Below are 25,892 nucleotides of genomic sequence, written 5' to 3' on the forward strand. Positions count from 1 at the left end.
AATCGATTGACTCCCAGCATCAACCCGAAGTACACTTCGCGCCGCGGGGTGGAGCAGTCTGGCAGCTCGTCGGGCTCATAACCCGAAGGTCGTAGGTTCAAATCCTACCCCCGCAACCAAATGCCGAAGCCCGCTTTGCGAAAGCAAGCGGGCTTTTTGTTGTCCAGGGGATGTTGCTTGCGCGTGCAGCGCAGCTGCAGCATACGAACGGCGATGCAATCGCGCGTTCACCACGACGTGCGACACGCGACCGAACCTCGCCCATTCGCCGCAGACATGCGCCGAACGTTGCGTAGAATTCCGAACCTTCTTCGGTTCAGCACACGGACTTCACCAATGATTCGAACGATCGCGGCGCTCGCCGCCCTTTCGGCGATGACCGGCACAGCCAACGCCGCCGACACCGGCACGGCCCCCGCCAAGCAACGCTACGTCAGCCCGGGCATCGCCAACGTCACTGCCTCGGCAGCCCCGCGCCCGGAAAGCACTGCCTCTAATGCCCGCTGCCGGGAACTGGCCGCCGGCATCGACGCGGTCACGCACTCGCCCGATCGCGGCCACCGAGTCGTGCGCGGGATGGGCCCGGACGGCAAGCCGCGCAACGAACTGCACGCCTACGATAAACGGGCCGACCTGGAAACCGAGCACCTGCGCCTCGGCTGCCAATAACGAACCGCGACGAAAGACGAACGCACCGTTACCCGGCTCCCTCACGCCGGGCATCGGCCTTTAAGCATTCGCCCCGCCGTCGATCGTCAACCCCGTCCCGTTGATCGACCGCCCTTCCGGCCCGACGACGAACGCCACGAGCGCGGCCACGTCGTCGGCCTTGCCGTACTGCTGAATCGCCATCCGCGAACGCTGCGCATCGGCATGTTCGCCATCGGCCGGGTTCATATCGGTATCGGTCGATCCCGGATGCACGATGTTGACCGTGATGCCGCGCGAGCCGAGATCGCGCGCGAGCCCCTGCGTCCAGCCGATCAGCGCGGCCTTGCTCGCCGCATAGAGGCTCATCCCCGCATCGGGCACGCGCGTCGCGAGGCAACTGCCGGTCGACACGATGCGTCCGCCCTCCCCGAGATGGCGCGCCGCCGCCTGCGAAGCGACGATCACCGCGCGCACGTTCACGTTCAGCGTCGCGTCGATATCGTCGAGCGAGAGGTCGTCTAGCGCACCGGCCCGGAAAATCCCCGCGTTGTTGACGAGAATGTCGAGGCCGCCGAATGCTTCCGCCGCACGATCGACCGCGTTGCGCACGGCAACCGGATCGGCGCTGTCGGCCTGGATCGCAATGGCTCTGCGGCCCAGCGCCTCGATGTCGGCGACGACGGCCTGCGCGCGCTCCGCCGATTTCTCGTAAGTGATCGCGACGTCCGCGCCGTCCGCCGCCAGCCGTTTCGCAATGGCCGCGCCGATGCCGCGACTGCCGCCCGTGACGAGTGCGCGCTTGCCCTGAAGTCGATTCATGAAAGCTCCTTTTGGTCATTTATGTAACGACCGACACAGAATGTGGCAGGTTGCGCGGCGCTGTCAATTGAATTATTTTATCGATCGATACAGATATCGACGAAGGAACGAACGTCATGGCTGAACGGGGCCGACCGAGAAGCTTCGACAAGGAAGCGGCGCTGGATCGCGCGATGGAGGTGTTCTGGCGCCTCGGCTACGAGGGGGCGTCGATGGCCGACCTGACGGCCGCGATGGGAATTGCATCGCCGAGCCTGTATGCGGCGTACGGCAGCAAGGAAGCGTTGTTCCGGCAGGCGATCGAGCACTACCGCGAAACGGAGGGGCGCGAGATCTGGGACGGCGTCGAACAGGCCGCCAGTGCGCACGACGCAGTCGAGAATTACCTGATGCAGACCGCGCGCGTGTTCACGCGCCGGTCGAAACCGGCCGGCTGCCTGATCGTGCTGTCGGCGCTGCATCCGGCCGAGCGGTCCGACACGGTCCGGCAAACGCTGATCGCGATGCGCGAGCAAACGGTCGCCGCGCTGCGCGCGCGGCTCGCCCAGGGCGTTGCAACCGGCGAAATCTCCGCGCGCGCGAACCTCGACGCAATCGCGCGCTACTACGTGACGGTGCAACAGGGGATGTCGATTCAGGCGCGCGACGGCGCGAGCCGTCGCGATCTGGAAGCGGTCGCGCAAGCCGCGCTGGCCGCGTGGCCGGCGCTCGCGGGCGCGAGCGGCGGATAACGGCGCAACGCGGAAAACCCGCGCACGTGCGCCGCTGCCTTACTGCGTCACGGCGTGCTGCACGTCCTTCGACGCATGCCACACGCGGTAGCGCACGTCGAAGCCGTCCGGCACGTACACGACGAGCGGCAGACGGCTGTTGTAGCGCAGCAGCTGGCCATCGCCGCGCACCTGCACGAATCGCTGCTGCGGCGCCTGGCCCGGGCAGGCCATCAGCGTCGATGCCGGCCCCTTCACGTCGGTCAGCCGATAGTACGGATAGCCCCAGCCCTTCACGTCCTCGGCGGTCAGTTCGCCGCCGAACCATTGCTGGTTGCAATCGGTCTGCAGTGTCTTGCCGATCATCAGTTCGACGCGTGCGTCGCCTTCATTCTCGAGCGCGGGCAGCGCGATCACGGCGCGCTGCTGACCGGCCGCCGGCTGCGGGAACATCTTGATCGACTCGGCCGGCACGGCGGGCGCCGATGCGGGCCCTGCCGCGCAGGCGGCGGCGGTCGTCACGCAACAGGCGGCCAGGACGGCCCGGATCGCGAATTTCATCGATATGCTCCTGATAAACAAAATAGGCTTTGGATGCTAACACTTTCGTCGCAAGACCTTACGACGCTGTAATTTGACGACACAATTGCAAACAGCCGGCAATCCCCGCGCGCGGTACTTATACGGGAATCAACGGAGAACATCATGCTGAAGCTCATTGCGGCCGCCGGCGTCGCCACGCTGCTGGCCGGTTGCGTCGTCGGTCCGGACGCCGGATACGGCTACGGATCGACCTACTATTCCGATCCGGGCTACGCGTATGGCCCGGCCTACGCGCCGTCGCCGGTGTACGGCACGGTCAATATCTGGGGCGGTGGCGGCGGGCGCGACTGGGACCGTGGGCGCCGCGATTGGGATCGCCGCGGCTGGGATCACGACCGCGGCGGCTGGGATCGCGACCGCAGCGAGCGCGCCCGTCACGGCGGCTGGGGCCGCGGCGACGGACGCCGCGCCGACTGGAACGACGGCGGCGGCGGACGCGGCCAGGGCAACGGCGGCGGTCATCGCCATTGACGCAATTGCAACCGTTTGTATCCGCGTACGGTTCATACGCGATCGGTACGAACCGATAGACGACCGCCAAAAGACCAAGGCCCTCGCATCACCGCGAGGGCCTTTTGTCGTCCGCCCTACCGGGAGTCAGGCAGGTTCGCCGATGCAATGGCTAACCTGCCCACTCGTCATACGCGTGCCGCTTACCACCCGGCCGGCTGCGCATAGCCGCGCGACACGGGCGCTCCGCACACGTACGCGCGCTGATAACGGTCGTAGCAATAGTTCGGGCCATCGTCGTCCTGGTACTGCGCCTGCTGGTAGGTCGGATAAGCCGGCTGCTGATAGGCCGGTGCCTAGTAGTACGTCGGCGGCTGATAGGCCGGTGCCTGATACACGGGCGCCTGGTACGCGACGGGCGGACTCATCGCGGACGTCACGATCGCGCCGAGCACCGCACCGCCGATCAGCGCGCCGATGACGGCGCCGCCGTCGCGGCCATGCGCGGACGCGGGCCCCGCCACCGCGAGCGAACCGGCGAGGACACAGACTGCGGCGATTTTTTTCATGATGGACTCCCACGCGAAGTGGTACTGGATGCGATGCATTGTGGCGGTCCGCGGCCGTAATAGATGCAGCAAGTGGTAACGCGCGATTACCGGTATCGCACCCGCCGAAACGCGTCGTCGCCGTGCTACGATTTTCGGCATCCAGGAGACGCCTTCATGCAGCCCGAAACCGCCCGCCGTTTCGATACCGAATTCGCGCCGCGCATCGCGCAGGCGATCGCCGCGGTCTTCGCCGATCACGTGCAGACCGATGTCGTCCCCTATGGCGGGCACGGGCACCCGACGCGCGTGCAGATCCGCAGCACACCGCACGAACACGTGAGCGGCTTCGTGCATCCGCTGAATCTCGAACTGACGTGGGACACCGACGAGATAGAGCGGCTGATGGAGCCGGACGGCCCGCAGCGCTTCGAGCACTACCTCGCCGCGTTGCCGAGAAAGCTCGGCGCATGGCAGGGCGCGCGCGATATCGATCTCGCGTCGCGCACGCAAGCCACCCCGCTCGTGCGGCTCGGCGGTCTCGACTTCGAAGGCTGAATGCGCGCGCCCGCCGGCCACCGTGCGGCGCGGCGTCGCGCGATGCGGCCCGGTGATACACTCGACCGGCCCCGTGCCGGCGCAGCCGCGCCGGCCGGGCCGTTCATCGCCGCCGCCACCCTTGCACATGGTTGCGCACGCAACCGGCAAGCGGGCACACGGACAACCACGCTCTCGCTCCCGTCATGAACGCCGATACCGGCCTGCCGCTTCCGCAACGCTACTGGGCGATCGTCTGCGTCGCCCTGGGCATCACGCTCGCCGTGCTCGACGGCGCCATCGCGAACGTCGCATTGCCGACCATCGCGCGCGACCTGCACGCGTCCGACGCCGCGTCGATCTGGATCGTCAACGCGTACCAGCTCGCGGTCACGATCACGCTGCTGCCGCTCGCGTCGCTCGGCGAACGCATCGGCTATCGCCGCATCTACATCGCTGGGCTCGCGCTGTTCACCGCGGCGTCACTCGGCTGCGCGCTCGCCGGCTCGCTGCCGATGCTGGCCGTGATGCGCGTGATCCAGGGGTTCGGCGCGGCCGGCATCATGAGCGTCAACGCGGCGCTCGTGCGGATGATCTACCCGTCGTCGATGCTCGGGCGCGGGCTGTCGATCAACGCGATGGTGGTCGCGCTGTCGTCGGCGATCGGGCCGACGGTCGCATCCGCGATCCTGTCGTTCGCGTCGTGGCCGTGGCTCTTCGCGGTCAACGTGCCGATCGGCATCGCGGCCGTGCTCGGCAGCCTGCGCGCGCTGCCGGCCAACCCGCTGCACGACGCGCCGTACGACTTCCCGAGCGCGCTGATGAACGCGTGCGTGTTCGGCCTGCTGATCACGGCAGTCGACGGGCTCGGTCACGGCGAAGGCCATGCGTACGTCGCGGCCGAACTGGCCATCGCATGCGTGGTCGGCTACTTCTTCGTGAAGCGTCAGTTGTCGCAGCCGGCGCCGCTCCTGCCGGTCGACCTGATGCGCATCCCGATGTTCGCGCTGTCGGTCTACACGTCGACGGCGTCGTTCACGTCGCAGATGCTCGCGTTCGTCGCACTGCCGTTCTGGCTGCAGAATTCGCTCGGGTTCTCGCAGGTCGAGACGGGCCTCTACATGACGCCGTGGCCGCTCGTGATCGTGTTCGCCGCGCCGCTCGCGGGCGTGCTGTCGGACCGCTATTCGGCCGGCGTTCTCGGCGGGATCGGGCTTGCGCTGTTTGCCGCCGGGCTGCTGTCGCTCGCAACGATCGGCGCGCACCCGGGCACGGTCGACATCGTGTGGCGGATGGCGCTGTGCGGCGCGGGCTTCGGGCTGTTCCAATCGCCGAACAACCGCGCGATGCTGTCGTCGGCGCCGCGCGAGCGCAGCGGCGGCGCCGGCGGCATGCTGAGCACCGCGCGCCTGACGGGCCAGACGCTCGGCGCCGCGCTCGTCGCGCTGATTTTCGGGCTCGCGCCCGACCGCGGGCCGACGATCGCCCTCTATGTCGCCACGGTGTTCGCGGCGGTGGCCGCGGTCGTCAGCCTGCTGCGCATCGCGTCGCCGCAGCCGGACACGGCGGCCTGACACCATCGCGCGCCGCACACGCGGCAGGCGTCATGCGGCGTCGAGCGTATCCATCACGAAGCGCACGCGCGCCTTCACGCTCACGCGCGGCAACTCGATCAGCCGATAGCCATACGACGTATAGCAATCGACCATCGCGTCATAGGTCCGCACCGCTTCCGCGAAATCCTGCCGGCGCTCGGTGTCCTGCGCATAGATGTCGGGCCACGGCGGCGCGATGAACACGCGCCGGTGATAACGGAAACGCCGCGCCGCGGCTTCCGCGTGTGCGGGTACCGCCAACCCGGTCAGCTTCAGATAGCCGATCACGTCCGGCACGCCGCGGTCGAAGAACACGGGCCCGCGCGCCTGCCGCGCGAGATGGTAGGACCGCATCTCCCAGCTCAGCATCAGCTCGGCGAACGCAGCCGGGTCGCGCCACGGCAGCGCAGGTCCGTCGACGGCCGCCTGGTCGCGGATCACGCCCCGCCCCGCCTCCTGCGAGCGCGCGAACCCGGCGCGCTCGAGCGCATCGAGCAACGTGCTCTTGCCCGAACCCGGGCCGCCCGTCACGACGAAGAAGCGGCCGGTCGTGTCGTCGGCCGCTTCGTCGTCGCTACCGGCGGCACCCGGCGCGCACTCACGCATGCGCAGCCCGCCGGCCCGCGCGCTGCGTGACCGACGCCGCTGCCGCGACGCTGCGCAAGTCGGCGACGAACGTATCGCGCCAGACCGACAGGTCGTTCTCGCGCAGCCGCGCGAGGTTCTCGTCGTGACGCGCCTGCCGCTCCGCGAGCGGCATCGACAGCGCGCGTTCGAGCGCCTCGGCCATTTGCGACAGGTCGTACGGATTGACGAGGAGCGCGCCGGTCAGCTCGGCCGCGGCGCCCGCAAACTCCGACAGCACGAGCACGCCCGGATCGGCCGGATCCTGCGACGCGACGTATTCCTTCGCGACGAGATTCATCCCGTCGCGCAGCGGCGTCACGTAGCCGACCTGCGACATCCGGAAGAACGCCATCAGCAGGTTGCGCTCGTACTTGCGGTTCAGGTACTGGATCGGCGTCCAGTCGAGCTGCGAGAAGCGGCCGTTGATGCGGCCGGCCTCGCCTTCGAGCGTTTCGCGGATGTGCTGATAGGTCTGCACGTCGGAACGCGTCGGCGGCGCGATCTGCAGGAGCGACACGCGCCCCTGCCAGCCCGGCGCATTCGCGAGCATCCGCTCGAACGACTGGAAGCGCTCGACGAGCCCCTTCGAGTAATCGAGGCGGTCGACGCTCATCACCAGCTTGCGGTCGCCCAGCGCCTCGCGCAGCATCTTCACCGGCTTGCGCGTGCCGTACTGGACGGCCGCCTGCTCGATCGCGTCGGGATGCACGCCGATCGGATAGGCGGCGACCTTCACGACGCGGCCGTGCGCATGCAGCATCCCGTCGTCGCTCGCCGCGCCGATGCCGCGCCGCTCGATGTAGTCGGTGAACGCCTGCTTGTCGGTCTCGGTCTGGAAACCCGCGACGTCGTACGCGCACATGAACTTCACGAGCTCCTCGTGCGGCGGCACGAGGCGCAGCATGTCGGGCGACGGAAACGGGATGTGCAGGAAGAAGCCGATCGGGTTCTTCACACCAAGCTCGCGCAGGCAGTGCGCGAACGGCAGCAGATGGTAGTCGTGCACCCAGATGAGGTCGTCCGGACGCAGCAGCGCGGCGAGCTGCTTCGCGAGCATCGCGTTCACGCGCAGGTAACCGGCGTACTCCTGCCGATCGAAGCGCGCGAGATCGCCGCGGTAATGGAACACCGGCCACAGCGTCGCGTTCGAGAAGCCGCGGTAGTACTGGTCGTAGTCGCGCCGGGTCAGGCCGACCGTCGCATACGTCACGTTGCCGTCCCGCTGGATCGCGGGCTCGGCATCCGGCGCACCGACGATCTCGCCGTTCCAGCCGAACCAGACGCCGCCCGTTTCCTTCAGCGCGTCCATCACGCCGACGGCCAGTCCGCCTGCGCTCGGGCGCGTGTCCTCGCCGGCGGCGACACGATTCGATACCACGATCAATCTGCTCATGCGACTTCCCCTCCTCGATTCGATTGGCTGGCGCGCGACGCGCGCCGAAGCAGGCGCGGCGGCCCGAAGGCGGCCGCGCGGCGATTCAGTTCCGAGAATTGCAATGAAAACGGCGGTGGAATGCGGCGACGACCGTATCAAGCGTCCTGCTCCTGACCGAGGTCGCGTTGATAGTCGAGCCCTTCCGGGCGAGCACCACCCTGGTTGTGATCGCCGTCCGACGGCGTCTCGTCCGGCGCGCCCGCAGGCGGTGCCGAGGGCGCGTCGGTCTGCGGACGCGGGCGGTCTTCCGGATGGCCGGCCGCCGCGTCAGGCGGCCGGTGCGACAACCGTTTCGAACGGCGCATGGCTGGGTGTCTCATATGCGGCGCGGCTCGAGGCCGTCGTAGAAACGTTCCATAACAAAACAGTCTAGGTCGCTTGGTCGCATCCGAAGGTAACAATTACCTTCAATTTGTAACGTTTCGACCCCTCGTCGATCATCTATCCGACAATAACGCCGCCCGCGCGCACGCGGCCTGCCGCACGGCGATTTGTCAAAGCTTTGCAGTTTTCCTATGACAATTGCGAAACAATGACGCGGCATCAGGACGTGCACGCGTCGCCGCTCACCCAGACAGGACTTGCACTCAGGGATGAACACTCGTTTCGAATCGCCGCGCCGGGCCACGCCGGCGCGCGTCGTGCTGGCCGTGATCGCCACGGCCGCACTGCTGTCCGGCTGCAATTCGCTGTACAGCGAAGGCTCGACAGCCGGCGCCGGTATCGCGGGCGCCGCGATCGCCTCCAAGGTCACCAACAACGCCGCCGTCGCGACGGGCATCGGCCTCGGCGCCGTCGCCGGCGCGCGGGCTGGCGTCCAGTACACGCAACGCGTCGCGCACCGCTACACGCAGGAGCAGATCGCGAAGGCGGCCGGCCCGCTCGACGTCGGCGGCGTCGCGCCGTGGTCGACGCATCATTCGTTCCCGATCGAGGACGACGAGCAGGGCCGCGTGACGGTCAGCCGGATGATCAGCGTCGGTCCGCTCGACTGCAAGGAAATCGTGTTTGCCGTCGACACGCCGGCGAAGGGCGACAAGGCCGCACAATCGGCGTTCTACGTCGCCACCATCTGCCGCGACGGGCCCGCATGGAAATGGGCGTCGGCCGAACCGGCAACTGAACGCTGGGGCGCGCTGCAATGAGCGTCGCGATCCGTATCGCGGCGGTCGGCGCGCTGTGCGCGGCGACGGTCGCGCTGTCCGGCTGCGGTTCGGTCGGCGCGGCGAGCGGCGCGCTGGCCGGCGCGGCGACCGGCCTCGTCACGGCGAACCCGGCGGTCGGCGTCGGCGTCGGGATTGCCGTCCAGGCCGCGACCGACGAAGCCGTCAACCGCACGATGAAGCAGCTCCATCAGAACCAGCAGGACGCGATCGCGAAGACGGCCGGCGGTCTCGCCGTCGGCGAAGTGAAGCCGTGGAAGGTGAAGAACACGCTGCCGCTCGAAAACGGCGAAGGCGAAGTGCGCGTCACGCGCGCGTACTCGTCGGCGCTCGCGCTGTGCAAGGAATTCGCGTTCTCGGTGAAGGACGGCGACAAGGCCGACTGGTATTTCGCGAATGCGTGCCAGCAAGGCACGCACTGGAAGTGGGCGTCGGCGGAACCGGCCGTCGATCGGTGGGGGAATTTGCAGTAATCGCGCCATACGCCGCGCATCGGTCAATCAATGCGCGTCGCTCATCGGGCACACTGGTGGCCGGGCGATCAGATCGATGCGCCTGTACGTCGATTGAACGCAGCCCGCATGACATCCGGGGCGATCATTTCCATTCGACTCAGCTCGGCAAGCACCGCCGCAAGCATGCCATCGACATCAGGATCCACCGCCCTCATCTGCTTCAACAATGCAGGCCGGAAGGCTTCGTCTTCGTTGATACCCGACTCCCCCGTCTGGCGTCGCGCACGATACAGCACGCCCACCCAATAACGAGTGCGCTCGATTGCGCTCCATCCCGCATACGTATTCGGGAACTTCGCTCGTTCGATCGCCTGCCGAACGACCGTCTCGGGTTCGTCCGGAAACCGCACAAAGAACATCTGTTCGCCGACTGCAAGCTTCGACGACGTCACAGGATCGTATACGGTATAGGTTTCGTAGCGAACGTCGGTATCGGCCTCGAGCCTATTGCCTACGTGCACGCGGATCCCGTCTTGCAGCACCATCTGACGCTCCGGCGGAAATTGCGCTTCGCGCTCGCCGCGCGACAGCAGACGCCCTAGCCTCGGCGAAAACTCGATTTCGTGCTGACGACCGATTTGCTCGTCCGAGTACCAAACGATGACCGTTTGCGACTCGGCATTCTCGAACGCCTTCAGAAAAACTGTCTCGGGGATCAACGCTGCCAACGATGACGGCAGCGCGGAATACGGCAAGCTGTCCCGCTTCAACATCACAACTCCCCCAAGCCATTCGCCCGGATTCTTCCGGGCCGGGTGCCGCACATCTCACCTCCGGAGACAGCCGTTACAGACGCGCGAAGCTGCGCCACCCTTTCCTTGATCTTCGCGGACAGCGCATCGTCCGGGTTGTAAGTCAGGCAGCGCTCCAGATCGGCAATCGACGCCTTGATATCGCCCAGCGTCTCGTATGCCCTGGCGCGATTGAAATAGACGAAAGGCTGGTCGGGATTGAGCTTCAGCGCCTGGTCGAAGTAATCGAGCGACTTCTGATAGGCACCGCCTTCGAGGTAAATCGTCGCGAGCGTGCAATACGCCGACGGATCCGTGTAGCCCAGCTCGATGGCCCGATTCAGATCGTTCAGCGCGAGATCCGTCTTCTTGATCATCGCGAAGGTCGTGCCGCGATCGGCATACGTCGCCGCATCTTCCGGCGCAACTTTCAGGATGTCGCCGTACAACCCGAGCGCATCCTCGATGCGGCCCTGCGACACGAATCCGCGTGCCCGCATGCGCATCGGTGAAAAATCGGGATTCTTATCGGTCATTCAATTCAGTTCCAGGAATCTCGCCGTTCCATCAATTTCAGGACTCGACATCCTCGAGACTGAAAATCTCGGTCTGGTCGTTGTACGAGAAGATCTCGCCGTACCGCCCCCAGTCGATCACCGCGTCGAGCGTTTCCTCGGCCGCGCCGTCCGACAGGAAATCCTCGAGCTCCTGCTCGAAGCGCACACGCGGCGCACGGTGGCCCGGACGCTCGTTCAGCACCTTCTTGATCCGCGCGGCGAGCGGCACGTGTTTCAGCAGGTGATCCGCGAACATCAGCTTGCGCTCCTGCGTGCCGAATTCCGCGAACACGCGCCCCGGCGGCGTCAGGAACACGTCGCCTTCACGCACGTCCGCGAAGCCGAGATACTGCAGCACTTCCGCGATCGGGAACAGGTCGTCGACCTCGAGGTGCAGCGTGCGCGCGATTTCCGGCATGTCCGCACGGCCGTGGTACGGCGCCATCGCGAGCGTCTCGATCAGGCCGGCCATCAGGTTGGTCGACACCTGCGGCAGCCAGCTGCCGAGCTCGAGCCCCTTCTTCGTCGCTTCGCCGGTCTGACGCGCGGTCATCTTCGCGTAGATGTCATCGACCAGCTTGCGGAACGCCGGGTCGAGACGATTGCGCGGATGCTTGAACGGCACCTTGATCTCGGCGATCACCCGGCCCGGGTTCGACGACAGCACGAGGATCCGGTCGCACATGAACACCGCTTCCTCGATGTTGTGCGTGACGATCAGCACCGACTTGATCGGCATGCGGCCCTGCGTCCACAGATCGAGCAGGTCGGTACGCAGCGTCTCGGCGGTCAGCACGTCGAGCGCGGAGAACGGCTCGTCCATCAGCAGAATGGTCGGATCGACGACGAGCGCACGCGCAAAGCCGACGCGCTGACGCATCCCGCCCGACAGCTCGCGCGGATACGCGTTCTCGAAACCGTCGAGACCAATCAGGTCGATCGCGGCCAGCGCACGCTCGCGCCGCTCGCGCGCGCCGACGCCGAGTGCCTCCAGCCCGGCTTCCACGTTCTGCAACACGGTGAGCCACGGGAACAGCGCGAAGGTCTGGAACACCATCGCGACGCCTTCGGCCGGGCCGCGCAGCGGCTGGCCGAGATAGGTCACTTCGCCGCCGGTCGGCTCGATCAGGCCGGCAATGATGCGCAGCAGCGTCGACTTGCCCGAGCCCGAGCGGCCGAGCAGGCCGACGATCTCGCCTTCGCGCAGCGACAGGTTCGCGTCGTCGAGCACGAGCAACTCGCCCTGCGTCTTGTTGAACCCGCGGCAGACGTGATCGACGCGCAGGATCTCTTCACCGAGGCGCGGCGGCTGGGACGTCTGGACGGGGGCGTTTACAGCATTCGGATTGTGCATCGCGTTTCGCTCTCAATCGGTCTCAGTCGAGCCGCAGCTTCGCTTCGGCGAAGGCATACAGCGGGCGCCACAGCAGGCGGTTGAACAGGGTGACGAACAGGGACATCACGGCGATGCCCAGGATGATCTTCGGAAAATCGCCGGCGGCGGTGGTCCGCGCGATGTAGGCGCCGAGGCCGTGCGCCTCGATCCGGGTGTTGCCCCACTGCACGGCTTCCGACACGATGCTCGCGTTCCACGCGCCGCCCGATGCGGTGATCGCGCCGGTCACGTAGTACGGGAAGATGCCGGGCAGGATCGCCTGACGCCACCACTGCCAGCCGCGGATGCGGAAGTTGGTCGCCGCTTCGCGATAGTCGTTCGGGTAGGACGTTGCGCCGGCGATCACGTTGAACAGGATATACCACTGCGTGCCGAGCACGATCAGCGGCGACAGCCAGATATCCGCGTTCAGGTGGAAGCGCGCGATCACGATCACGAACACCGGGAACAGCAGGTTCGCCGGGAACGCGGCGAGGAACTGCGCGAGCGGCTGCAGCTTCTCGGCCAGCTTCGGGCGCAGCCCGACCCACACGCCGATCGGCACCCAGATCACGGAAGCGATCGAGATCAGCACGACCACGCGCAGCAGCGTGATGAGCCCGAGCACGAGCACGTGGCCGACCTCGGCCATCGTCACGCCGGTCGCGACGAAGCTGACGACGCGCCACACGATATAGGCCGTGCCGAGCAGCACGAGCCCCGCCCACACGATGTCGACCGTGCGCGACCCCTTCTTCTCGACGCGCGGCAGCGTGAAGCGCATCGCGCCCGACAGCGGCAGGCGCAGCGGGATCCGCGCGGCCTTCGCGAAGAACCAGCCGGCCGGCACGAGCAACTGATGGATCAGCCGCGTGCGGCGCACGAGATCGAGCAGCCACGATTGCGGCGCATCGCCCGACGCGGTGTTCTCCATCCGGAACTTGTCGGCCCACGCAATGAGCGGGCGGAACAGCAACTGGTCATAGGCGAGGATCACGACCGTCATCGTCAGGATCACCCAGCCGATCGCGCCGAAGTTCTTGTCCGAGATCGCCTGCGCGAGATACGCGCCGATGCCCGGCAGCGTGATCGTCTGGTTGCCGACGGTGATCGCCTCCGACGCGACGACGAAGAACCAGCCGCCCGACATCGACATCATCATGTTCCAGATCAGGCCCGGCATCGAGAACGGTACCTCGAGCTTCCAGAAGCGCTGCCACGACGTCAGGTGGAAGCTCCGCGCCACTTCGTCCAGGTCGCGCGGCACCGTGCGCAGCGACTGGTAGAAGCTGAACGTCATGTTCCACGCCTGGCTCGTGAAGATCGCGAAGATCGCGGCCAGCTCGGCGCCGAGCACGCGGCTCGGGAACAGCGCGAGGAAGAACGTGACCGTAAACGAGATGAAGCCGAGCACCGGCACCGACTGCAGGATGTCGAGGATCGGGATCAGCACCATGCCCGCGCGGCGGCTCTTGGCCGCGAGCGTGCCGTAGACGAGCGTGAACGCGAGCGACGCGACCATCGCGGCGAGCATCCGCAGCGTGGTGCGCAACGCGTATTCGGGCAGGTTCGACGGATCGAGCGAGATCTTCTGCGTCTGCAGCACGCCGATCGGCGCCATCGTTTCGTGAAAGCCGACCACCGCCATCGCGATCAGGCAGATGATCAGCGGAAATGCGATGAAGTCCCACCGGTTCGGCAACACGCGCCACGCGGATGCGTTGGCGGTCCGGTTCGGATTGAAGAATCCGACGTTCATCAGGCGCCCTCCCCGGTAAGGCCGATCGAAGCCGGCAGTCGATGTTGATTCATGGCAAAGCGCACGGGCGCGGTAATTCGATTGACTGGCGATCTCGCGCACACGCGGCGCGCCGTGCGCGCATGCGCTGCCGCGGCCGGTCGAGCCGGGCCGCGACGGCACGACACTACACCAACCTGTATTTCAGGTACAACCGTCCGGGGACGGCGCAGGCAGCGCATGGATCGTGCCCGGCGCGTGGGCGAATGGCGGGCGCGCGGTACGGAATAGCCCGGCCGCGGTCCTGCGGCCGGTACGCAGGCCCGAATTATGCCGTGATCCGGCCCGGCCGTGAACCCGCCACCCGCACGCGGGCACAAACCGTGTCCGGCATCAGCAGCCGGATACGGCGAAGCAGGTATGATCGGGGCTAGCCCCCGGGGTTCGTTTCGGCCGTGTCGCGGCAATGCGCACGCGCCCTATGTCAACCGGCCCCGGGGATCGACCGACGAGCGGGAGGAAGGGAATGGCAGGAAACTTGGTGATCGTCTGTCGCGATCAGGATGCCGACGCGTTCTATGAACTCATGCAGGAGTACGGGTCGTTCCAGGTGCGGCTGTCGTCTACGGCGTGGTACCTGAACATGAACGTCGTGCCGGAATCGCTGCAGGAGGAAATCCTGGAGCGGCTCGGCCGGTATACGACCGTCTATATCTTCGAGGCCACCACGGTGACCTACAACACGATCGACAGCAACGCGGCCGAGACGCTCGGCACGCTGTTCGGCGAATGACGCCGCGCGGCGCCTGCCCGGCCGGGCAGGCGCCGCAACCGCTCATGCGGCCTGGGCGTGAGGTTCGTCCTTCGGCACGGCCTCGAACGGGAACGTCATCGACACACGCAGGCCGCCTTCGGGCCGATTGCCGATGTCGCACGTGCCCCCCAGCCTGAGCACGAGCCGCTCGACGATCGCGAGCCCGAGCCCGCTGTGGCCGTTCCCGCCGCGCGCGGGGTCGAGCCGCACGAACGGCCGCGTGGCGGCGGCGAGATCGCGTGGCGCGATGCCGCCGCCGCTGTCGCTGACCGACAGCACGTAGCCGGCCGGCGTGCGCGCCGTCTCGACGAACACGGGCGGCGCGCCATACGCATGCGCGTTGTCCAGCAGGTTCGACAGGATCCGGTCGAGCGTCGCCGTCGGCAGCCGGAAGCCGGGATCGGCCTCCAGCCGCGTCTGGACCGTCGGCGCGTTCGGCGCGACCGCACGATAGCTGCGCGCGATCCGCTCGCACGCGTGGTCGACCGGCACCGGCTCGCTGCGGTCGGCCCCGCCATGCGCAAACACCAGGAACTGGTCGACGATGTGCGACATCGAGTCGACGTCGCGCACGACGCCGTCGCGCAGCCGCGCGTCGTCCATCATTTCCGCCCGCAGGCGCATCCGGGCGAGCGGCGTGCGCAGGTCGTGCGCGACACCGGCCAGCATTACCGCGCGATCGCTCTCGGCCTGCGACACCTGCTCCACCATCTGGTTGAAGCCGTGCGTGAGCTGGCGCAGCTCGCGCGGCCCGCGTTCGCGCAGCGGCGGCACCGGCTGCCCGCGGCCGAAACGCGCGACCGCGCGCGCGAGCGAGCGCAGCGGCTGCTGCAACTGCCAGGCCGCGAACAGCGCGGCGATCACGCCGGCCGAGAAGATCGTGCCGAGCCACAGCAGCATCCGGTCGAGCGAGCGCGGCGGCCGCAGCGGCTGCACGGGCACCACGATCCAGTTGCGGTCGGCCGGCTCCTTCACCCACAGCACGGGCGGATGGCCGGGCGTGCCGATCTCGACCTGCGTGCCGGGCGGCATGCGGTCGCTCACGTCGTCGCGGAACCGCTTCAGCGGCGGCGGCAGCCCCGAATCGCCGCCCTTCGGCACGTCGGCACTGTCCGGCGACACGAGCCGCACGCGCGACGGCAGCGGCTGGTCGGGCGTGCGCGCCACGTGCTGGCGCACCGCGTCGACGAGGAACGCGGCCTCCTCGACCGCATAACGCGTCTGCATCTGGTTACGCTCGAGCCGCATCGCGAAGAACCACGCGAAGTGCGACAGGAGCAGGACGCCGACGACGAGCAGCGCCAGCCGCCCGAACAGTGAATCAATGGGTTTGCGCATGGGCCTCGCCGTCGGGCACGAACACGTAGCCGCGCCCGCGGACCGTCTGGATGAAGCGCGGCGTCGACGGATCCGTTTCGAGGATGCGGCGCAGGCGCCACACCTGGACGTCGATGCCGCGGTCGGTGCCGTCGTACTCGGGCCCGTGCAGCAGCTCGAGCAGCCGCTCGCGCGTGAGCGTGCGCAGCGCGTGGTTCACGAAGATCTTCAGCAGCGCGAATTCGCTGCTCGACAGCGTGGCCGGCTTGCCGTCCACCGACAGCGTGCGCGCCTGGAAATCGAGCAGGAAGCGGCCGAACGCGAACGGCTCGCGCTGCTCGGGCGCGGCCGCCGACGGCGTCGCGCGGCGGCGGCGCAGCACGGCCTGCACGCGCGCGAGCAGCTCGCGCGGGTTGAACGGCTTGCCGAGGTAGTCGTCCGCGCCGAGTTCGAGCCCGACGATGCGATCGACGTCGTCCGCCCGCGCGGTCAGCATGATCACGGGGATGTCGTCGCCGGCCGCGCGCAACTGGCGCAGCGCGGTCAGGCCGTCCACGCCCGGCATCATCAGGTCCAGCACGATCAGGTCGGGCCGCTCGCGCTCGAGGCGCTTTTCGAGCGTCGCCGCGTCGTGCAGCACGGACACTTCCATCCCCTGGCGCACGAGATAGTCGCGCAGCAGGTCTCGGAGTTCTTGGTCGTCGTCGACGATGAGGATCTGGGTAGTCATGGCTCGAAGTTTACCGCGCGAGGGCGGAGTCGAAGAACGAAACAAAGGGACGAAAGGGTTACTGCGGGTTACCGCGCAAGGGAACTGTAATGCGCGGTAACCGGGCAGCCACCCCGCGTAACACCCGCCGGGGCCTGCATCGCTAACCTGCGTCTTACCGGATGCGGTACCCGACTTTCCCGGCGCCGCATCGCCGGACCCTTTGGATACAAGGAGTTTCTGAAATGTATAAGAAGACTTCCCGCGTGGCCATCGCGGCCGCCACCGTGCTCGCTCTCGCATTCGGCGCCGCGCATGCCGCGCAGTCCGACGACATGCCGCCGCCGGGCGGCCCCGGCATGCACCGGATGCATGACGGGCACGAAGGCGGCCCGTTCGGCGCAATCATGAAACTGCACGACCAGCTGAAGCTCAACGCGTCGCAGGAACAGCAATGGCAGGCGGCCGTCAACACGATGAAGCAGAACCGTGACGCGATGCGCAAGAGCCACGAGCAGATGCGCGAGCAGTTCAAGGCGCAGCAGAACCAGCCGATCCTCGACCTGAGCGCGATGCACTCGGCGCGCCAGCAGGCGGAGGCGCAGAACGCGCAATTGCGCGAGCAGACGTCCGCCGCGTGGCTCACGTTCTACAACGGGCTGAACGACCAGCAGAAGACGATGGTCAGCACGGCGCTCAAACAGCAGTTCGCGAAGATGGAACAGCGCCACGAGAAGATGAAGGAGCGCTGGGAGCAGCATCGCGCGGCTGCCAAGGGCGCGTCGGCGCCGGCGCAGTAAGCCGGCGGGCCGCTCCCGCAGCGGCGCCGAAGGGGGACGCAGGCACCGGCCTGCGTCCCCTTTTTCGTTTCAGGCGACGTCGAACAGCAGCACCTCGGCCGTTCGGCCGCGCGCGAACGCCACCGCGTCCACGCCGCCGATCCGCGCGCCGTCGCCGGCCGCCAGCGCGCGGCCGTTGACCTCGACCTCGCCGCGCGCCACGTGCACGTAGAGGCTGCGTCCGGCCGGCACGTCGAACGCCGTCGTCTCGTCGCCGTCGATCAGCCCCGCGAAGATGCGGGCGTCAGCCCGCATCGACAGCGCGCCGTCGCCGCCGTCGGGCGCCGCGACGAGCCTGAGCCTGCCGCGCTTCTCGTCGTCGGCGAAGCGCCGTTCCTCATAGCCGGGCCGCCCGCCCCGCTCGGCCGGCTGCAGCCAGATCTGCAGCAGATGCAGCGGCCGGTCGCGCGACGCGTTGGTTTCGCTGTGCATGAGCCCCGTGCCGGCGCTCACTCGCTGGATGCCGCCGGTCCGGACGATTGCGCCGCAGCCGAGGCTGTCGCGGTGCGCGAGCGCGCCATCCAGCACGTACGTGACGATCTCCACGTCGCGGCGCGGCTGCATCCCGAAACCGCGGGTCGGCGCGATCAGATCCTCGCTCAGCACGCACAGCGCACCGACGGGCGGACGCACCGGCGCATGCGCGGCGTGGCAGGCAGACGAAAAACTGTGACTCGATTCGAGCCAGCCGTGACGCGTGTGCCAGCGGTCTTCGGCGCGCAGGATCTGGAACATTGGGGTGGACGCTCGGGGGCGCAGATGTTCTGTTCGGGTTTACCTCCACTGTAAGGGGAGGCCGACAGCGCCACAATCCGCCGCCCGCGCACCGCATCGTTGCACCCGCGCAACCAATTGCCGAAATATTCGTTGCGAATACCACGATTGCCGCAACAGCCGATTCGAGGAATCGGTCGACCGTGCCGGATTGCCGTTTTCCGGGTATCGCGTTCGGGTAAAATACCGCCCTTTTGGCGTTCGCCGTTCCGGCGGCCGTCAACGCCAGAGCGCCGATCGGCGATTTTTGGCCGTCTAGAATACGCCGCGGCGCCCGGTCCGACCGGCCGCGAGCGCCCCCGGTAAGTCAGCAACAGAAGGATGGAAATGAAGAAGGCCGCCCTGTGCGCCGCCCTCGCCCTCGTGGCGGGCAGCGCCTTCGCGAAGGAGTGGAAGACCGTGCGGATCGGCGTCGACGCCAGCTACCCGCCGTTCGAGTCGACCGCGCCGAGCGGCGAGATCGTCGGTTTCGACGTCGATCTCACCAAGGAAATCTGCAAGCGGATCAACGTGAAATGCGTGTGGGTGGCGCAGGATCTCGACGGGATCATTCCGGCGCTGAAGGCGAAGAAGTACGACGTCATCGTGTCGTCGCTGACCGTCACGGACAAGCGCCGCGAGCAGATCGACTTCTCCGACAAGGTGTACGACGCGCCCGCGCGGATGATCGCGAAGACCGGCTCGCCGCTGCTGCCGACGGTCGCGTCGCTGAAAGGCAAGCGCGTCGGCGTCGAGCAGGGCTCGACGCAGGAAACCTACGCGAAGGCGTACTGGGAACCGCAAGGCGTGACGATCGTTCCTTACCAGAACCAGGACCAGGTCTATACCGATCTCGGCTCGGGCCGCCTCGACGCGACGCTGCAGGACGAGCTGCAGGCCGACTACGGCTTCCTGCGCACGCCGCGCGGCAAGGGCTTCGCGTTCGCCGGGCCGGAAGTGAAGGATCCGAAGACGATCGGCGACGGCACCGCGATCGGCCTGCGCAAGGAAGACACCGACCTGAAGCTCAGGATCAATCAGGCGCTGGCCGACATGCACAAGGACGGCACGTACGACCGGCTGTCGCACAAGTACTTCTCGTTCAGCGTCTATTCGGCGCCGGCCCGCTGAGCGCCGACAAGCAGCGGATGCGGGGGCGGCCCCGCGTCCGGGCAGTACAGGCAGTCAACCACGCGCCGCCCGCTCCCTTGCCCGCCGCTCGCGCGACGGGCGGGCCCGGCCCCGTTGCCGGGGCGGACGGTCATGATACGCACGGGGCGTTCCGCGCAGCTTGGCGGGCGCGTCTTTCGCGGCGCACTGCGTGCGCCCTCAGGGACCACACCAGGGACCCCATATGTTTCTACAAGGCTACGGCCCGCTGATCCTCGCCGGCACCTGGCAAACCGTCAAGCTGGCGGTGCTTTCGCTTGCGCTGTCGTTCCTGCTGGGGTTGCTCGGCGCCGGCGCGAAACTGTCGCGCAACCGCGTGACGCACGGCGTCGGCACCGTCTACACGACGCTGATCCGCGGCGTACCCGATCTCGTGCTGATGCTGCTGCTGTTCTACAGCCTGCAGATCTGGCTGAACATGGCGACCGACGCGCTCGGCTGGGACCAGATCGACATCGACCCGTTCCTCGCCGGCGTGCTCGTGCTCGGCTTCATCTACGGCGCGTACTTCACCGAGACGTTCCGCGGTGCGTTCCTGTCGGTGCCGCGCGGCCAGCTCGAGGCCGGCAGCGCCTACGGGATGACGAACTGGCAGGTGTTCACGCGGATCATGTTCCCGCAGATGATGCGCTTCGCGCTGCCGGGCATCGGCAACAACTGGCAGGTGCTCGTGAAGTCGACCGCGCTCGTGTCGATCATCGGCCTGGCCGACGTCGTGAAGGCGTCGCAGGACGCCGGCAAGGGCACGCTGCGGTTCTTCTTCTTCACGCTGATCGCGGGAGCGGTCTACCTCGCCATCACGACGATCTCGAACTTCGTGCTGATGTGGCTCGAAAAGCGCTACTCGACCGGTGTCCGCAAGGCTGACCTATGATCGAACTCATCCAAGAATACTGGCGCAACTATCTGTACACCGACGGCTATCGCATCACCGGTGTCGCGATCACGCTGTGGCTGCTGGTCGTGTCGATCGGCCTCGGCTTCTGCCTGTCGGTGCCGCTCGCCGTGGCGCGCGTGTCGAAGAAGAAGTGGCTGTCGAGCGCCGTATGGCTGTACACGTACGTGTTCCGCGGCACGCCGCTCTACGTGCAGTTGCTGCTCTGCTACACGGGCCTCTACAGCCTGCAGGCCGTGCGCGGCACGCCGATGCTCGATGCGTTCTTCCGCGACGGGATGCACTGCACGCTGCTCGCGTTCACGCTGAACACCTGCGCGTACACCACCGAAATCTTCGCGGGCGCGATCAAGGCGACGTCGTACGGCGAGATCGAAGCCGCGCGCGCATACGGGATGTCCTCGTTCACGATGTATCGCCGCGTGATCCTGCCGTCGGCGCTGCGCCGCGCGCTGCCGCTGTACAGCAACGAAGTGATCCTGATGCTGCACGCGACGACGGTGGCCTTCACCGCGACCGTGCCGGACATCCTGAAGATCGCGCGCGACGTGAACTCGGCCACCTACATGTCGTTCCACGCGTTCGGCATCGCCGCCCTGCTCTATCTCGTGATCTCGTTCACGCTCGTGTGGCTGTTCCGCCAGGCCGAGCGCCGCTGGCTCGCGTATCTGCGCCCGCAAGGCAAGTAAGTTTTCGCAGGAATATTGATGAATTCCCAGACCCAGAAGCTTTTCGTCGACGATCTCCACAAGCGGTACGGCGACAACGAGGTGCTCAAAGGCGTGTCGCTGAGGGCGAACTCGGGCGACGTGATCAGCGTGATCGGCTCGTCCGGCTCCGGCAAGAGCACGATGCTGCGCTGTATCAACTTCCTCGAGCAGCCGAACGCAGGCCGCATCTTCGTCGACGGCGAGGAAGTGCGCACCGCGCTCGACAAGGCGGGCGCGCTGCGCGCGGCCGATCCGAAGCAGCTTCAGCGCGTGCGCACCAAGCTGTCGATGGTGTTCCAGCACTTCAATCTCTGGTCGCACATGAACGTGATCGAGAACGTGATGGAAGCGCCGGTGAACGTGCTCGGCATCCCGAAGAAGGAAGCCGAGGACCGTGCGCGCGAATATCTCGAGAAGGTCGGGCTCGCGCCGCGCGTCGAGAAGCAGTATCCGTCGCATCTGTCCGGCGGCCAGCAGCAGCGCGTGGCGATCGCGCGTGCGCTTGCGATGCATCCGGACGTGATGCTGTTCGACGAGCCGACTTCCGCGCTCGACCCGGAACTGGTGGGGGAAGTACTGAAGGTGATGCAGAAGCTGGCCGAGGAAGGCCGCACGATGATCGTCGTCACGCACGAGATGGGCTTCGCGCGCAACGTGTCGAATCACGTGATGTTCCTGCACCAGGGACGCGTCGAGGAACAAGGCGTGCCGGCCGAGGTGTTCGCGAACCCGAAGAGCGAGCGCCTGCGCGGCTTCCTGTCGGGCAGCCTCAAGTAACGTCCGTCACCCGCCACGCTCGAACGGGCGCCCCGCGGTTCGCCGCGCGGCGCCCGTTTTGCGTTTACGCGGCGCTCACCGGTGCGCCGTCGGCGAACGCGTGCAGCTCGTCGCCCGCCAGCCGGTAACGCACCCATTCGCTCTGCGGCGCCGCGCCGACGCCCTCGTAGAAGCGGATCGCCGGCTCGTTCCAGTCGAGCACGCTCCATTCGAAACGCCCGCAGCCCGACTCGACCGCGATCCGCGCGAGCGCCTTCAGCAGCCGCAGCCCCGCGCCGGCGCCGCGAAAACGCGGCGACACGTACAGATCCTCGAGATACAGCCCCTGCCGCGCGAGCCACGTCGAATACGAGAAGAAATATACGGCGAAGCCGGCCGGCTCGCCGTCGACCTCGCACATCAGCGCACGCGCCGGCGAGCCTTCGCCAAACAGGCTGCGTTCGAGCGATTCGGGCGTCGCGACGACTTCGTGCTCCGCCTTCTCGTAGACGGCCAGTTCGGTGATGAAGCGCAGGATCAGCGGCACGTCGGCGACGGTGGCGGAACGGATATCGATTTGCACGGTGGGGAGCCCTCCTTCGGCCCGGACGGAAAATGGAATGCGGCGCCCGTGCTCTCCTCTCGCATCTGGCGCCGGTCAGATCGACATGCTACGTTCACGACACAACTGCAGGAAGTGCAGTTTCTTCATCCAGACCTGAACATCATGCATCCCGACCTGCGCCGCCTCGACCTGAACCTGCTGCTCGTGTTCGACGCGCTGTACCGCCACCGGTCGGTCGCTGCGGCCGCGCATGAGCTCGCGCTGAGCCCGTCGGCGTTGAGCCATGCGCTCGCCCGGCTGCGCGACGCGATCGGCGATGCGCTGTTCGTGCGCCTCGGCAACGAGATGCAGCCGACCGTACGCGCCGACGACATCGCCACGTGGGCCGGCGACGCGCTCGACGCGATGTCGAAGGGGCTCGCCCGCGCGCGCCGCTTCGATCCCGCGCAAAGCGACCGTACGTTCGTGTTCGCCGCGACCGACTACACGGCGTTCGCGGTGCTGCCGGCGTTCCTGGCCCGCATCCAGCACGTGGCGCCGCACCTGCGGATCCGCGTCGTCCATTCGGACCGCAAGATTTCCGTCGACGAGCTCGCGGCCGGCCGCATCGACTTCGCGCTCGGCTACCACGAGGAATCGGCGGCCGACGTGCCCGGTATCGAGGATTTCGACTGGTTCTCCGACGACTACGTCGTGATCGCGAGCGCTGCGCATCCGACCATCCGCCGGCGGCTGACGCTCGACCAGTACCTGGCGGCGCGCCACGTGGTCGTCACGCCGTGGAACGAGTCGCGCGGCGTCGTCGACCACGTGCTCGACCGGTTCGGCCTTGCGCGGCATGTGGCCGTGCAGTTGCCGACCGTGCTGGCCGCGCCGTTCGTGATCGCGGAGTCGGCACTCCTGATGACCGTGCCGAACCGCGCCGCGCAGGCGCTGCGGCACGCGGCGCCGATCCGCCTCTTCCCGGCGCCGTTCGAGATCCCGCGTTACACGGTGAAGGTCTACTCGCATGCGAAGCACGCGCGCACCGATGCGCATCGCTGGATTCGCGCCCAGTTGCTCGACGCACGGCCGAGCCCGGATTAACCCGGACTACGCGCGGCGCGTTGCAGGACGGGCGTTTCAGGCGTCGACCAGCGATCGCGGCAATCGCCCGAATCATTACGAAATACTTACCAATTTCGCGACTTTCGCGCTTACGCCGGCGCCCCGGCAACGTCAATAGTGGCAATCCTTGACCCATGCCCGTGGAATCCATGTCTCCCTTGCGGGACAAGGGTTTTCCGGTAATCGAGAACCCTCGGTGCCCCTGTTGCGCACCGTGTTGCATGGCAATTTGGCGACAGCGGTTAGTCAAACAACGATTTCCATCGCCACAAAATTGTATTTTTGCTAAATTAGTAACCAAAGTAGCAAAACGAAGTTCGTGAAATGTAGTTTAGCTTCACGACACAACAAGGAGACCCCGCAGGCCGACCCGGCTGCGCGGGACCGCTCAACGGTTTTCCGTCTGCTTGCCCGCGTGCCGCGCTTACCGGCCCTGCACGAGGTCTCCCTGGTTATCCCGCTTTTGCCCGGCGCTCGCGCTCCGGGCATCTCGTGCAGTCTGGGTTGACTTTTTGACAGGGTATGGAGGAGATGATGAAGAAAGCTTTGGTCGCGGCCGCGCTGATGGCTGCTGGGGTGGTGACGGCGCACGCGCAGAGCAGCGTCACGCTGTATGGCCGCCTGGATGCAGGCATCGAGTACATGAACGGCCTGCAAAACGGCCACCAAGTGCGCGCGGAAAGCGGCGACTGGGGCACGAGCCTGTGGGGCTTGAAGGGTAGCGAGGACATCGGCGGCGGCAACAAGGTCCTGTTCCACATCGAAGGCGCGTTCAACACGATGACGGGCGGCTTCAGCGGCTCGATCTGGGATCGTTTCGCGACGGTCGGTATCTCGAACGACCGCTACGGTACGCTGCTGCTGGGTCGCGAACTCGCGATCGCCAACGGCGTGTGGGACTTCGACCCGTTCGGCCAGTCGGCCTGGTCGACGGCCTCGCTGGTGCGCGGCCGTAACTGGAACAAGACCAGCAACAACGTGTCGTACCAGTCGCCGTCGCTCTACGGCCTCGACTTCTACGGCCAGTTCTCGTTCTCGAACTCGACCAGCTTCAACGGCAACACGACGGCCGGCCAACCGGGCCGTGCAATGGGCGGTCAGGTCACCTACACGAACTCGCTGTTCCAGTTGCGCGGCATCTACGACGAAACGCGCGACAGCAATGGCCGCTTCTCGGACGTGTTCAACTACTCGCGTGAATACTTCGCGGGCGTGAACGTGTTCCTCGGCCAGTTCAAGGTTCAGGCGGCCTACCAGGCATCGCGCGCCGACGGCAGCGGTGGCCCGGCGGTGAACGCCGGCGTGACGGGTACGCAACAGGTATGGGGTGGCGTGACGTGGCAGGCCACGCCGGCAGCGGCGCTGATCGCAGCCGTGTATCACGTGAACGCGAACCACGGCGGCGGCAACGCGAACATCTACACGATCGGCGGCACGTACAACATCTCGAAGCGCACGCTGTTCGACCTGCAAGCCGCGACGGTGCGCAACAGCTCGTCGGCCAACTTCGGTCTGAACGCGAACGGTGCAGGCACCGCCGTGTCGACCGGCAACCCGCATCCGGGCGGCAGCCAGACCGGCGTCTACGCCGGCATCCAGCACCTGTTCTGATCAGGCGCCGTCAAAGAACGATTCGACAACACTTTCCACGCTGCTGCGAGAGGCGCGTATCGGTGCGGTACCCAACCGGGTATCCGCACCGTTTTTTCTTGGGCGGCGGGTTCGTGCGACCCGTGGCCCGATCGGCCGAAGCGGCCGCGATTGAGCGAATGGCGCGGACGCGGCGCTCAGACGGCCGCTTCGTTCTCTTCGCCGGTGCGGATGCGGATCACGCGCTCGACGTCCGACACGAAGATCTTGCCGTCGCCGATCTTGCCGGTGCGCGCCGCACCGATCACCGCGTCGATCACCTGATCGACCTGCGCTTCCGCGACGACCACCTCGATCTTCATCTTCGGCAGGAAGTCGACGACGTACTCGGCGCCGCGATACAGCTCGGTATGGCCCTTCTGGCGGCCGAAGCCCTTCACTTCCGTCACGGTCAGGCCCGTGAGACCCACTTCGGCGAGCGCTTCGCGGACTTCGTCCAGCTTGAACGGCTTGATGATGGCGGTGATGCGTTTCATGGTGGTTGTCCCCCAATGCTCGTTTGGATGAAAAATCGCGATCCCGATTGTAAGCCGGCGGGCCGCATCCGGCCCAG

At 66.9% G+C, this 25,892-nt stretch carries 29 protein-coding genes, 1 tRNA gene and 1 pseudogene; 16 read left to right on the plus strand and 15 right to left on the minus strand.

Annotated features, from left to right (window positions below; translation table 11 throughout):
• Window positions 1–42: 42 nt before the first annotated feature.
• Together HWX03_RS22335 and HWX03_RS22340 are read left to right on the plus strand one after the other, a co-directional pair.
• Window positions 43–119 (plus strand) — tRNA-Met (locus tag HWX03_RS22335).
• A 217-nt stretch (window positions 120–336) separates the two neighbouring features.
• Window positions 337–669 carry a hypothetical protein gene (locus tag HWX03_RS22340; protein ID WP_175872700.1) on the plus strand — a complete coding sequence of 111 codons (333 nt, stop codon included), beginning with the start codon at window positions 337–339 and terminating at the stop codon, window positions 667–669.
• A 60-nt stretch (window positions 670–729) separates the two neighbouring features.
• Here the strand turns inward: HWX03_RS22340 and HWX03_RS22345 are convergent, their stop codons facing one another.
• Complete coding sequence (locus HWX03_RS22345; protein ID WP_175872701.1) at window positions 730–1,470, minus strand: SDR family NAD(P)-dependent oxidoreductase; 741 nt, start codon at window positions 1,468–1,470, stop codon at window positions 730–732.
• A gap of 116 nt (window positions 1,471–1,586) precedes the next feature.
• Between HWX03_RS22345 and HWX03_RS22350 the strand changes: the two genes are divergently transcribed.
• On the plus strand, window positions 1,587–2,201 hold the full coding sequence (locus HWX03_RS22350) for a TetR/AcrR family transcriptional regulator (RefSeq protein ID WP_175822287.1): 615 nt from the start codon (window positions 1,587–1,589) through the stop codon (window positions 2,199–2,201).
• A gap of 39 nt (window positions 2,202–2,240) precedes the next feature.
• Here HWX03_RS22350 and eco read toward each other — a convergent pair whose 3' ends face one another.
• On the minus strand, window positions 2,241–2,741 hold the full coding sequence (gene eco, locus HWX03_RS22355) for a serine protease inhibitor ecotin (protein WP_175822286.1): 501 nt from the start codon (window positions 2,739–2,741) through the stop codon (window positions 2,241–2,243).
• A 144-nt stretch (window positions 2,742–2,885) separates the two neighbouring features.
• Here eco and HWX03_RS22360 point away from each other — a divergent pair, with 144 nt between their 5' ends.
• The gene (locus tag HWX03_RS22360; RefSeq protein ID WP_175822285.1) at window positions 2,886–3,254 is read left to right on the plus strand and encodes a hypothetical protein; all 369 of its coding nucleotides are present in this window, start codon (window positions 2,886–2,888) and stop codon (window positions 3,252–3,254) included.
• A gap of 182 nt (window positions 3,255–3,436) precedes the next feature.
• Here the strand turns inward: HWX03_RS22360 and HWX03_RS22365 are convergent.
• Window positions 3,437–3,802: pseudogene (locus HWX03_RS22365) on the minus strand (hypothetical protein).
• Between the two features lie 156 nt (window positions 3,803–3,958).
• On the opposite strand from HWX03_RS22365, the gene HWX03_RS22370 reads away from it, so the two are divergent.
• Complete coding sequence (locus HWX03_RS22370; RefSeq protein WP_175872702.1) at window positions 3,959–4,339, plus strand: DUF5594 family protein; 381 nt, start codon at window positions 3,959–3,961, stop codon at window positions 4,337–4,339.
• Between the two features lie 185 nt (window positions 4,340–4,524).
• On the plus strand, window positions 4,525–5,892 hold the full coding sequence (locus HWX03_RS22375) for an MFS transporter (protein WP_175872703.1): 1,368 nt from the start codon (window positions 4,525–4,527) through the stop codon (window positions 5,890–5,892).
• Between the two features lie 30 nt (window positions 5,893–5,922).
• Here the strand turns inward: HWX03_RS22375 and HWX03_RS22380 are convergent, their stop codons facing one another.
• The 3 genes from HWX03_RS22380 to HWX03_RS22390 all read right to left on the minus strand — a co-directional run bounded on the left by HWX03_RS22380 (window position 5,923) and on the right by HWX03_RS22390 (window position 8,280).
• Window positions 5,923–6,519, minus strand: coding sequence for an AAA family ATPase (locus tag HWX03_RS22380; RefSeq protein ID WP_175822281.1), 597 nt, complete (start codon window positions 6,517–6,519; stop codon window positions 5,923–5,925).
• Window positions 6,512–7,933, minus strand: coding sequence for an alpha,alpha-trehalose-phosphate synthase (UDP-forming) (otsA, locus tag HWX03_RS22385; protein WP_175872704.1), 1,422 nt, complete (start codon window positions 7,931–7,933; stop codon window positions 6,512–6,514). Before otsA ends, HWX03_RS22380 begins: the two co-directional genes overlap by 8 nt.
• A 137-nt stretch (window positions 7,934–8,070) precedes the next feature.
• The gene (locus tag HWX03_RS22390; protein ID WP_082742018.1) at window positions 8,071–8,280 is read right to left on the minus strand and encodes a hypothetical protein; all 210 of its coding nucleotides are present in this window, start codon (window positions 8,278–8,280) and stop codon (window positions 8,071–8,073) included.
• Between the two features lie 288 nt (window positions 8,281–8,568).
• On the opposite strand from HWX03_RS22390, the gene HWX03_RS22395 reads away from it, so the two are divergent.
• Window positions 8,569–9,120 (plus strand): hypothetical protein, encoded by a 552-nt coding sequence (locus HWX03_RS22395; protein ID WP_175872705.1) that lies wholly within the window; start codon window positions 8,569–8,571, stop codon window positions 9,118–9,120.
• A complete protein-coding gene (locus tag HWX03_RS22400) occupies window positions 9,117–9,611 on the plus strand; it encodes a hypothetical protein (RefSeq protein ID WP_175872706.1) in 495 nt (164 codons plus the stop codon). Before HWX03_RS22395 ends, HWX03_RS22400 begins: the two co-directional genes overlap by 4 nt.
• 68 nt (window positions 9,612–9,679) lie before the next feature.
• Here the strand turns inward: HWX03_RS22400 and HWX03_RS22405 are convergent, their stop codons facing one another.
• The 4 genes from HWX03_RS22405 to HWX03_RS22420 are packed head-to-tail and all read right to left on the minus strand — an operon-like array spanning window position 9,680 to window position 14,075.
• Window positions 9,680–10,366 (minus strand): hypothetical protein, encoded by a 687-nt coding sequence (locus HWX03_RS22405; RefSeq protein ID WP_175872707.1) that lies wholly within the window; start codon window positions 10,364–10,366, stop codon window positions 9,680–9,682.
• Window positions 10,366–10,920: a tetratricopeptide repeat protein gene (locus tag HWX03_RS22410; protein ID WP_175872708.1), complete on the minus strand. Its 555-nt coding sequence runs from the start codon at window positions 10,918–10,920 to the stop codon at window positions 10,366–10,368. The genes HWX03_RS22405 and HWX03_RS22410 overlap by 1 nt, the downstream gene beginning before the upstream one ends.
• A 37-nt stretch (window positions 10,921–10,957) precedes the next feature.
• Window positions 10,958–12,295, minus strand: a complete 1,338-nt coding sequence (locus HWX03_RS22415; RefSeq protein WP_006497149.1) for a nitrate/sulfonate/bicarbonate ABC transporter ATP-binding protein — start codon at window positions 12,293–12,295, stop codon at window positions 10,958–10,960.
• 22 nt (window positions 12,296–12,317) lie between these two features.
• On the minus strand, window positions 12,318–14,075 hold the full coding sequence (locus tag HWX03_RS22420) for an ABC transporter permease subunit (protein WP_175822277.1): 1,758 nt from the start codon (window positions 14,073–14,075) through the stop codon (window positions 12,318–12,320).
• Between the two features lie 505 nt (window positions 14,076–14,580).
• Between HWX03_RS22420 and HWX03_RS22425 the strand changes: the two genes are divergently transcribed.
• Window positions 14,581–14,847, plus strand: coding sequence for a hypothetical protein (locus tag HWX03_RS22425; RefSeq protein ID WP_175822276.1), 267 nt, complete (start codon window positions 14,581–14,583; stop codon window positions 14,845–14,847).
• 42 nt (window positions 14,848–14,889) lie between these two features.
• On the opposite strand, the gene HWX03_RS22430 is transcribed toward HWX03_RS22425, so the two are convergent.
• Complete coding sequence (locus tag HWX03_RS22430; RefSeq protein WP_175822275.1) at window positions 14,890–16,206, minus strand: ATP-binding protein; 1,317 nt, start codon at window positions 16,204–16,206, stop codon at window positions 14,890–14,892.
• Window positions 16,190–16,915: a response regulator gene (locus tag HWX03_RS22435; protein WP_006493394.1), complete on the minus strand. Its 726-nt coding sequence runs from the start codon at window positions 16,913–16,915 to the stop codon at window positions 16,190–16,192. The genes HWX03_RS22430 and HWX03_RS22435 overlap by 17 nt, the downstream gene beginning before the upstream one ends.
• A 224-nt stretch (window positions 16,916–17,139) precedes the next feature.
• Here HWX03_RS22435 and HWX03_RS22440 point away from each other — a divergent pair, with 224 nt between their 5' ends.
• Complete coding sequence (locus HWX03_RS22440; RefSeq protein ID WP_175872709.1) at window positions 17,140–17,694, plus strand: periplasmic heavy metal sensor; 555 nt, start codon at window positions 17,140–17,142, stop codon at window positions 17,692–17,694.
• Window positions 17,695–17,763: 69 nt separating this feature from the next.
• Here the strand turns inward: HWX03_RS22440 and HWX03_RS22445 are convergent, their stop codons facing one another.
• Entirely contained in the window at window positions 17,764–18,468 is a 705-nt protein-coding gene (locus HWX03_RS22445) for a pirin family protein (protein WP_175872710.1), read from the minus strand.
• 366 nt (window positions 18,469–18,834) lie between these two features.
• On the opposite strand from HWX03_RS22445, the gene HWX03_RS22450 reads away from it, so the two are divergent.
• From HWX03_RS22450 to HWX03_RS22465, 4 genes are all read left to right on the plus strand, one after another.
• The gene (locus tag HWX03_RS22450) at window positions 18,835–19,617 is read left to right on the plus strand and encodes an ABC transporter substrate-binding protein (RefSeq protein WP_174389126.1); all 783 of its coding nucleotides are present in this window, start codon (window positions 18,835–18,837) and stop codon (window positions 19,615–19,617) included.
• A gap of 223 nt (window positions 19,618–19,840) precedes the next feature.
• On the plus strand, window positions 19,841–20,530 hold the full coding sequence (gene hisQ / locus HWX03_RS22455) for a histidine ABC transporter permease HisQ (RefSeq protein WP_174389127.1): 690 nt from the start codon (window positions 19,841–19,843) through the stop codon (window positions 20,528–20,530).
• Window positions 20,527–21,240 carry an ABC transporter permease gene (locus HWX03_RS22460; RefSeq protein WP_175872711.1) on the plus strand — a complete coding sequence of 238 codons (714 nt, stop codon included), beginning with the start codon at window positions 20,527–20,529 and terminating at the stop codon, window positions 21,238–21,240. Before hisQ ends, HWX03_RS22460 begins: the two co-directional genes overlap by 4 nt.
• Before the next feature lie 18 nt (window positions 21,241–21,258).
• The gene (locus HWX03_RS22465; protein WP_175822270.1) at window positions 21,259–22,038 is read left to right on the plus strand and encodes an ABC transporter ATP-binding protein; all 780 of its coding nucleotides are present in this window, start codon (window positions 21,259–21,261) and stop codon (window positions 22,036–22,038) included.
• A 64-nt stretch (window positions 22,039–22,102) separates the two neighbouring features.
• On the opposite strand, the gene HWX03_RS22470 is transcribed toward HWX03_RS22465, so the two are convergent.
• Entirely contained in the window at window positions 22,103–22,600 is a 498-nt protein-coding gene (locus HWX03_RS22470; RefSeq protein WP_175872712.1) for a GNAT family N-acetyltransferase, read from the minus strand.
• Between the two features lie 114 nt (window positions 22,601–22,714).
• Here HWX03_RS22470 and HWX03_RS22475 point away from each other — a divergent pair, with 114 nt between their 5' ends.
• The gene (locus HWX03_RS22475; protein WP_175872713.1) at window positions 22,715–23,668 is read left to right on the plus strand and encodes a LysR family transcriptional regulator; all 954 of its coding nucleotides are present in this window, start codon (window positions 22,715–22,717) and stop codon (window positions 23,666–23,668) included.
• Between the two features lie 552 nt (window positions 23,669–24,220).
• The gene (locus HWX03_RS22480; RefSeq protein ID WP_174389131.1) at window positions 24,221–25,300 is read left to right on the plus strand and encodes a porin; all 1,080 of its coding nucleotides are present in this window, start codon (window positions 24,221–24,223) and stop codon (window positions 25,298–25,300) included.
• 176 nt (window positions 25,301–25,476) lie between these two features.
• Here the strand turns inward: HWX03_RS22480 and HWX03_RS22485 are convergent, their stop codons facing one another.
• Entirely contained in the window at window positions 25,477–25,815 is a 339-nt protein-coding gene (locus HWX03_RS22485; RefSeq protein ID WP_006398637.1) for a P-II family nitrogen regulator, read from the minus strand.
• Window positions 25,816–25,892 lie beyond the last annotated feature (77 nt).

Origin of the sequence: Burkholderia sp. BCC0397 (assembly GCF_902832865.1) — a bacterium.
Lineage (GTDB): Bacteria > Pseudomonadota > Gammaproteobacteria > Burkholderiales > Burkholderiaceae > Burkholderia.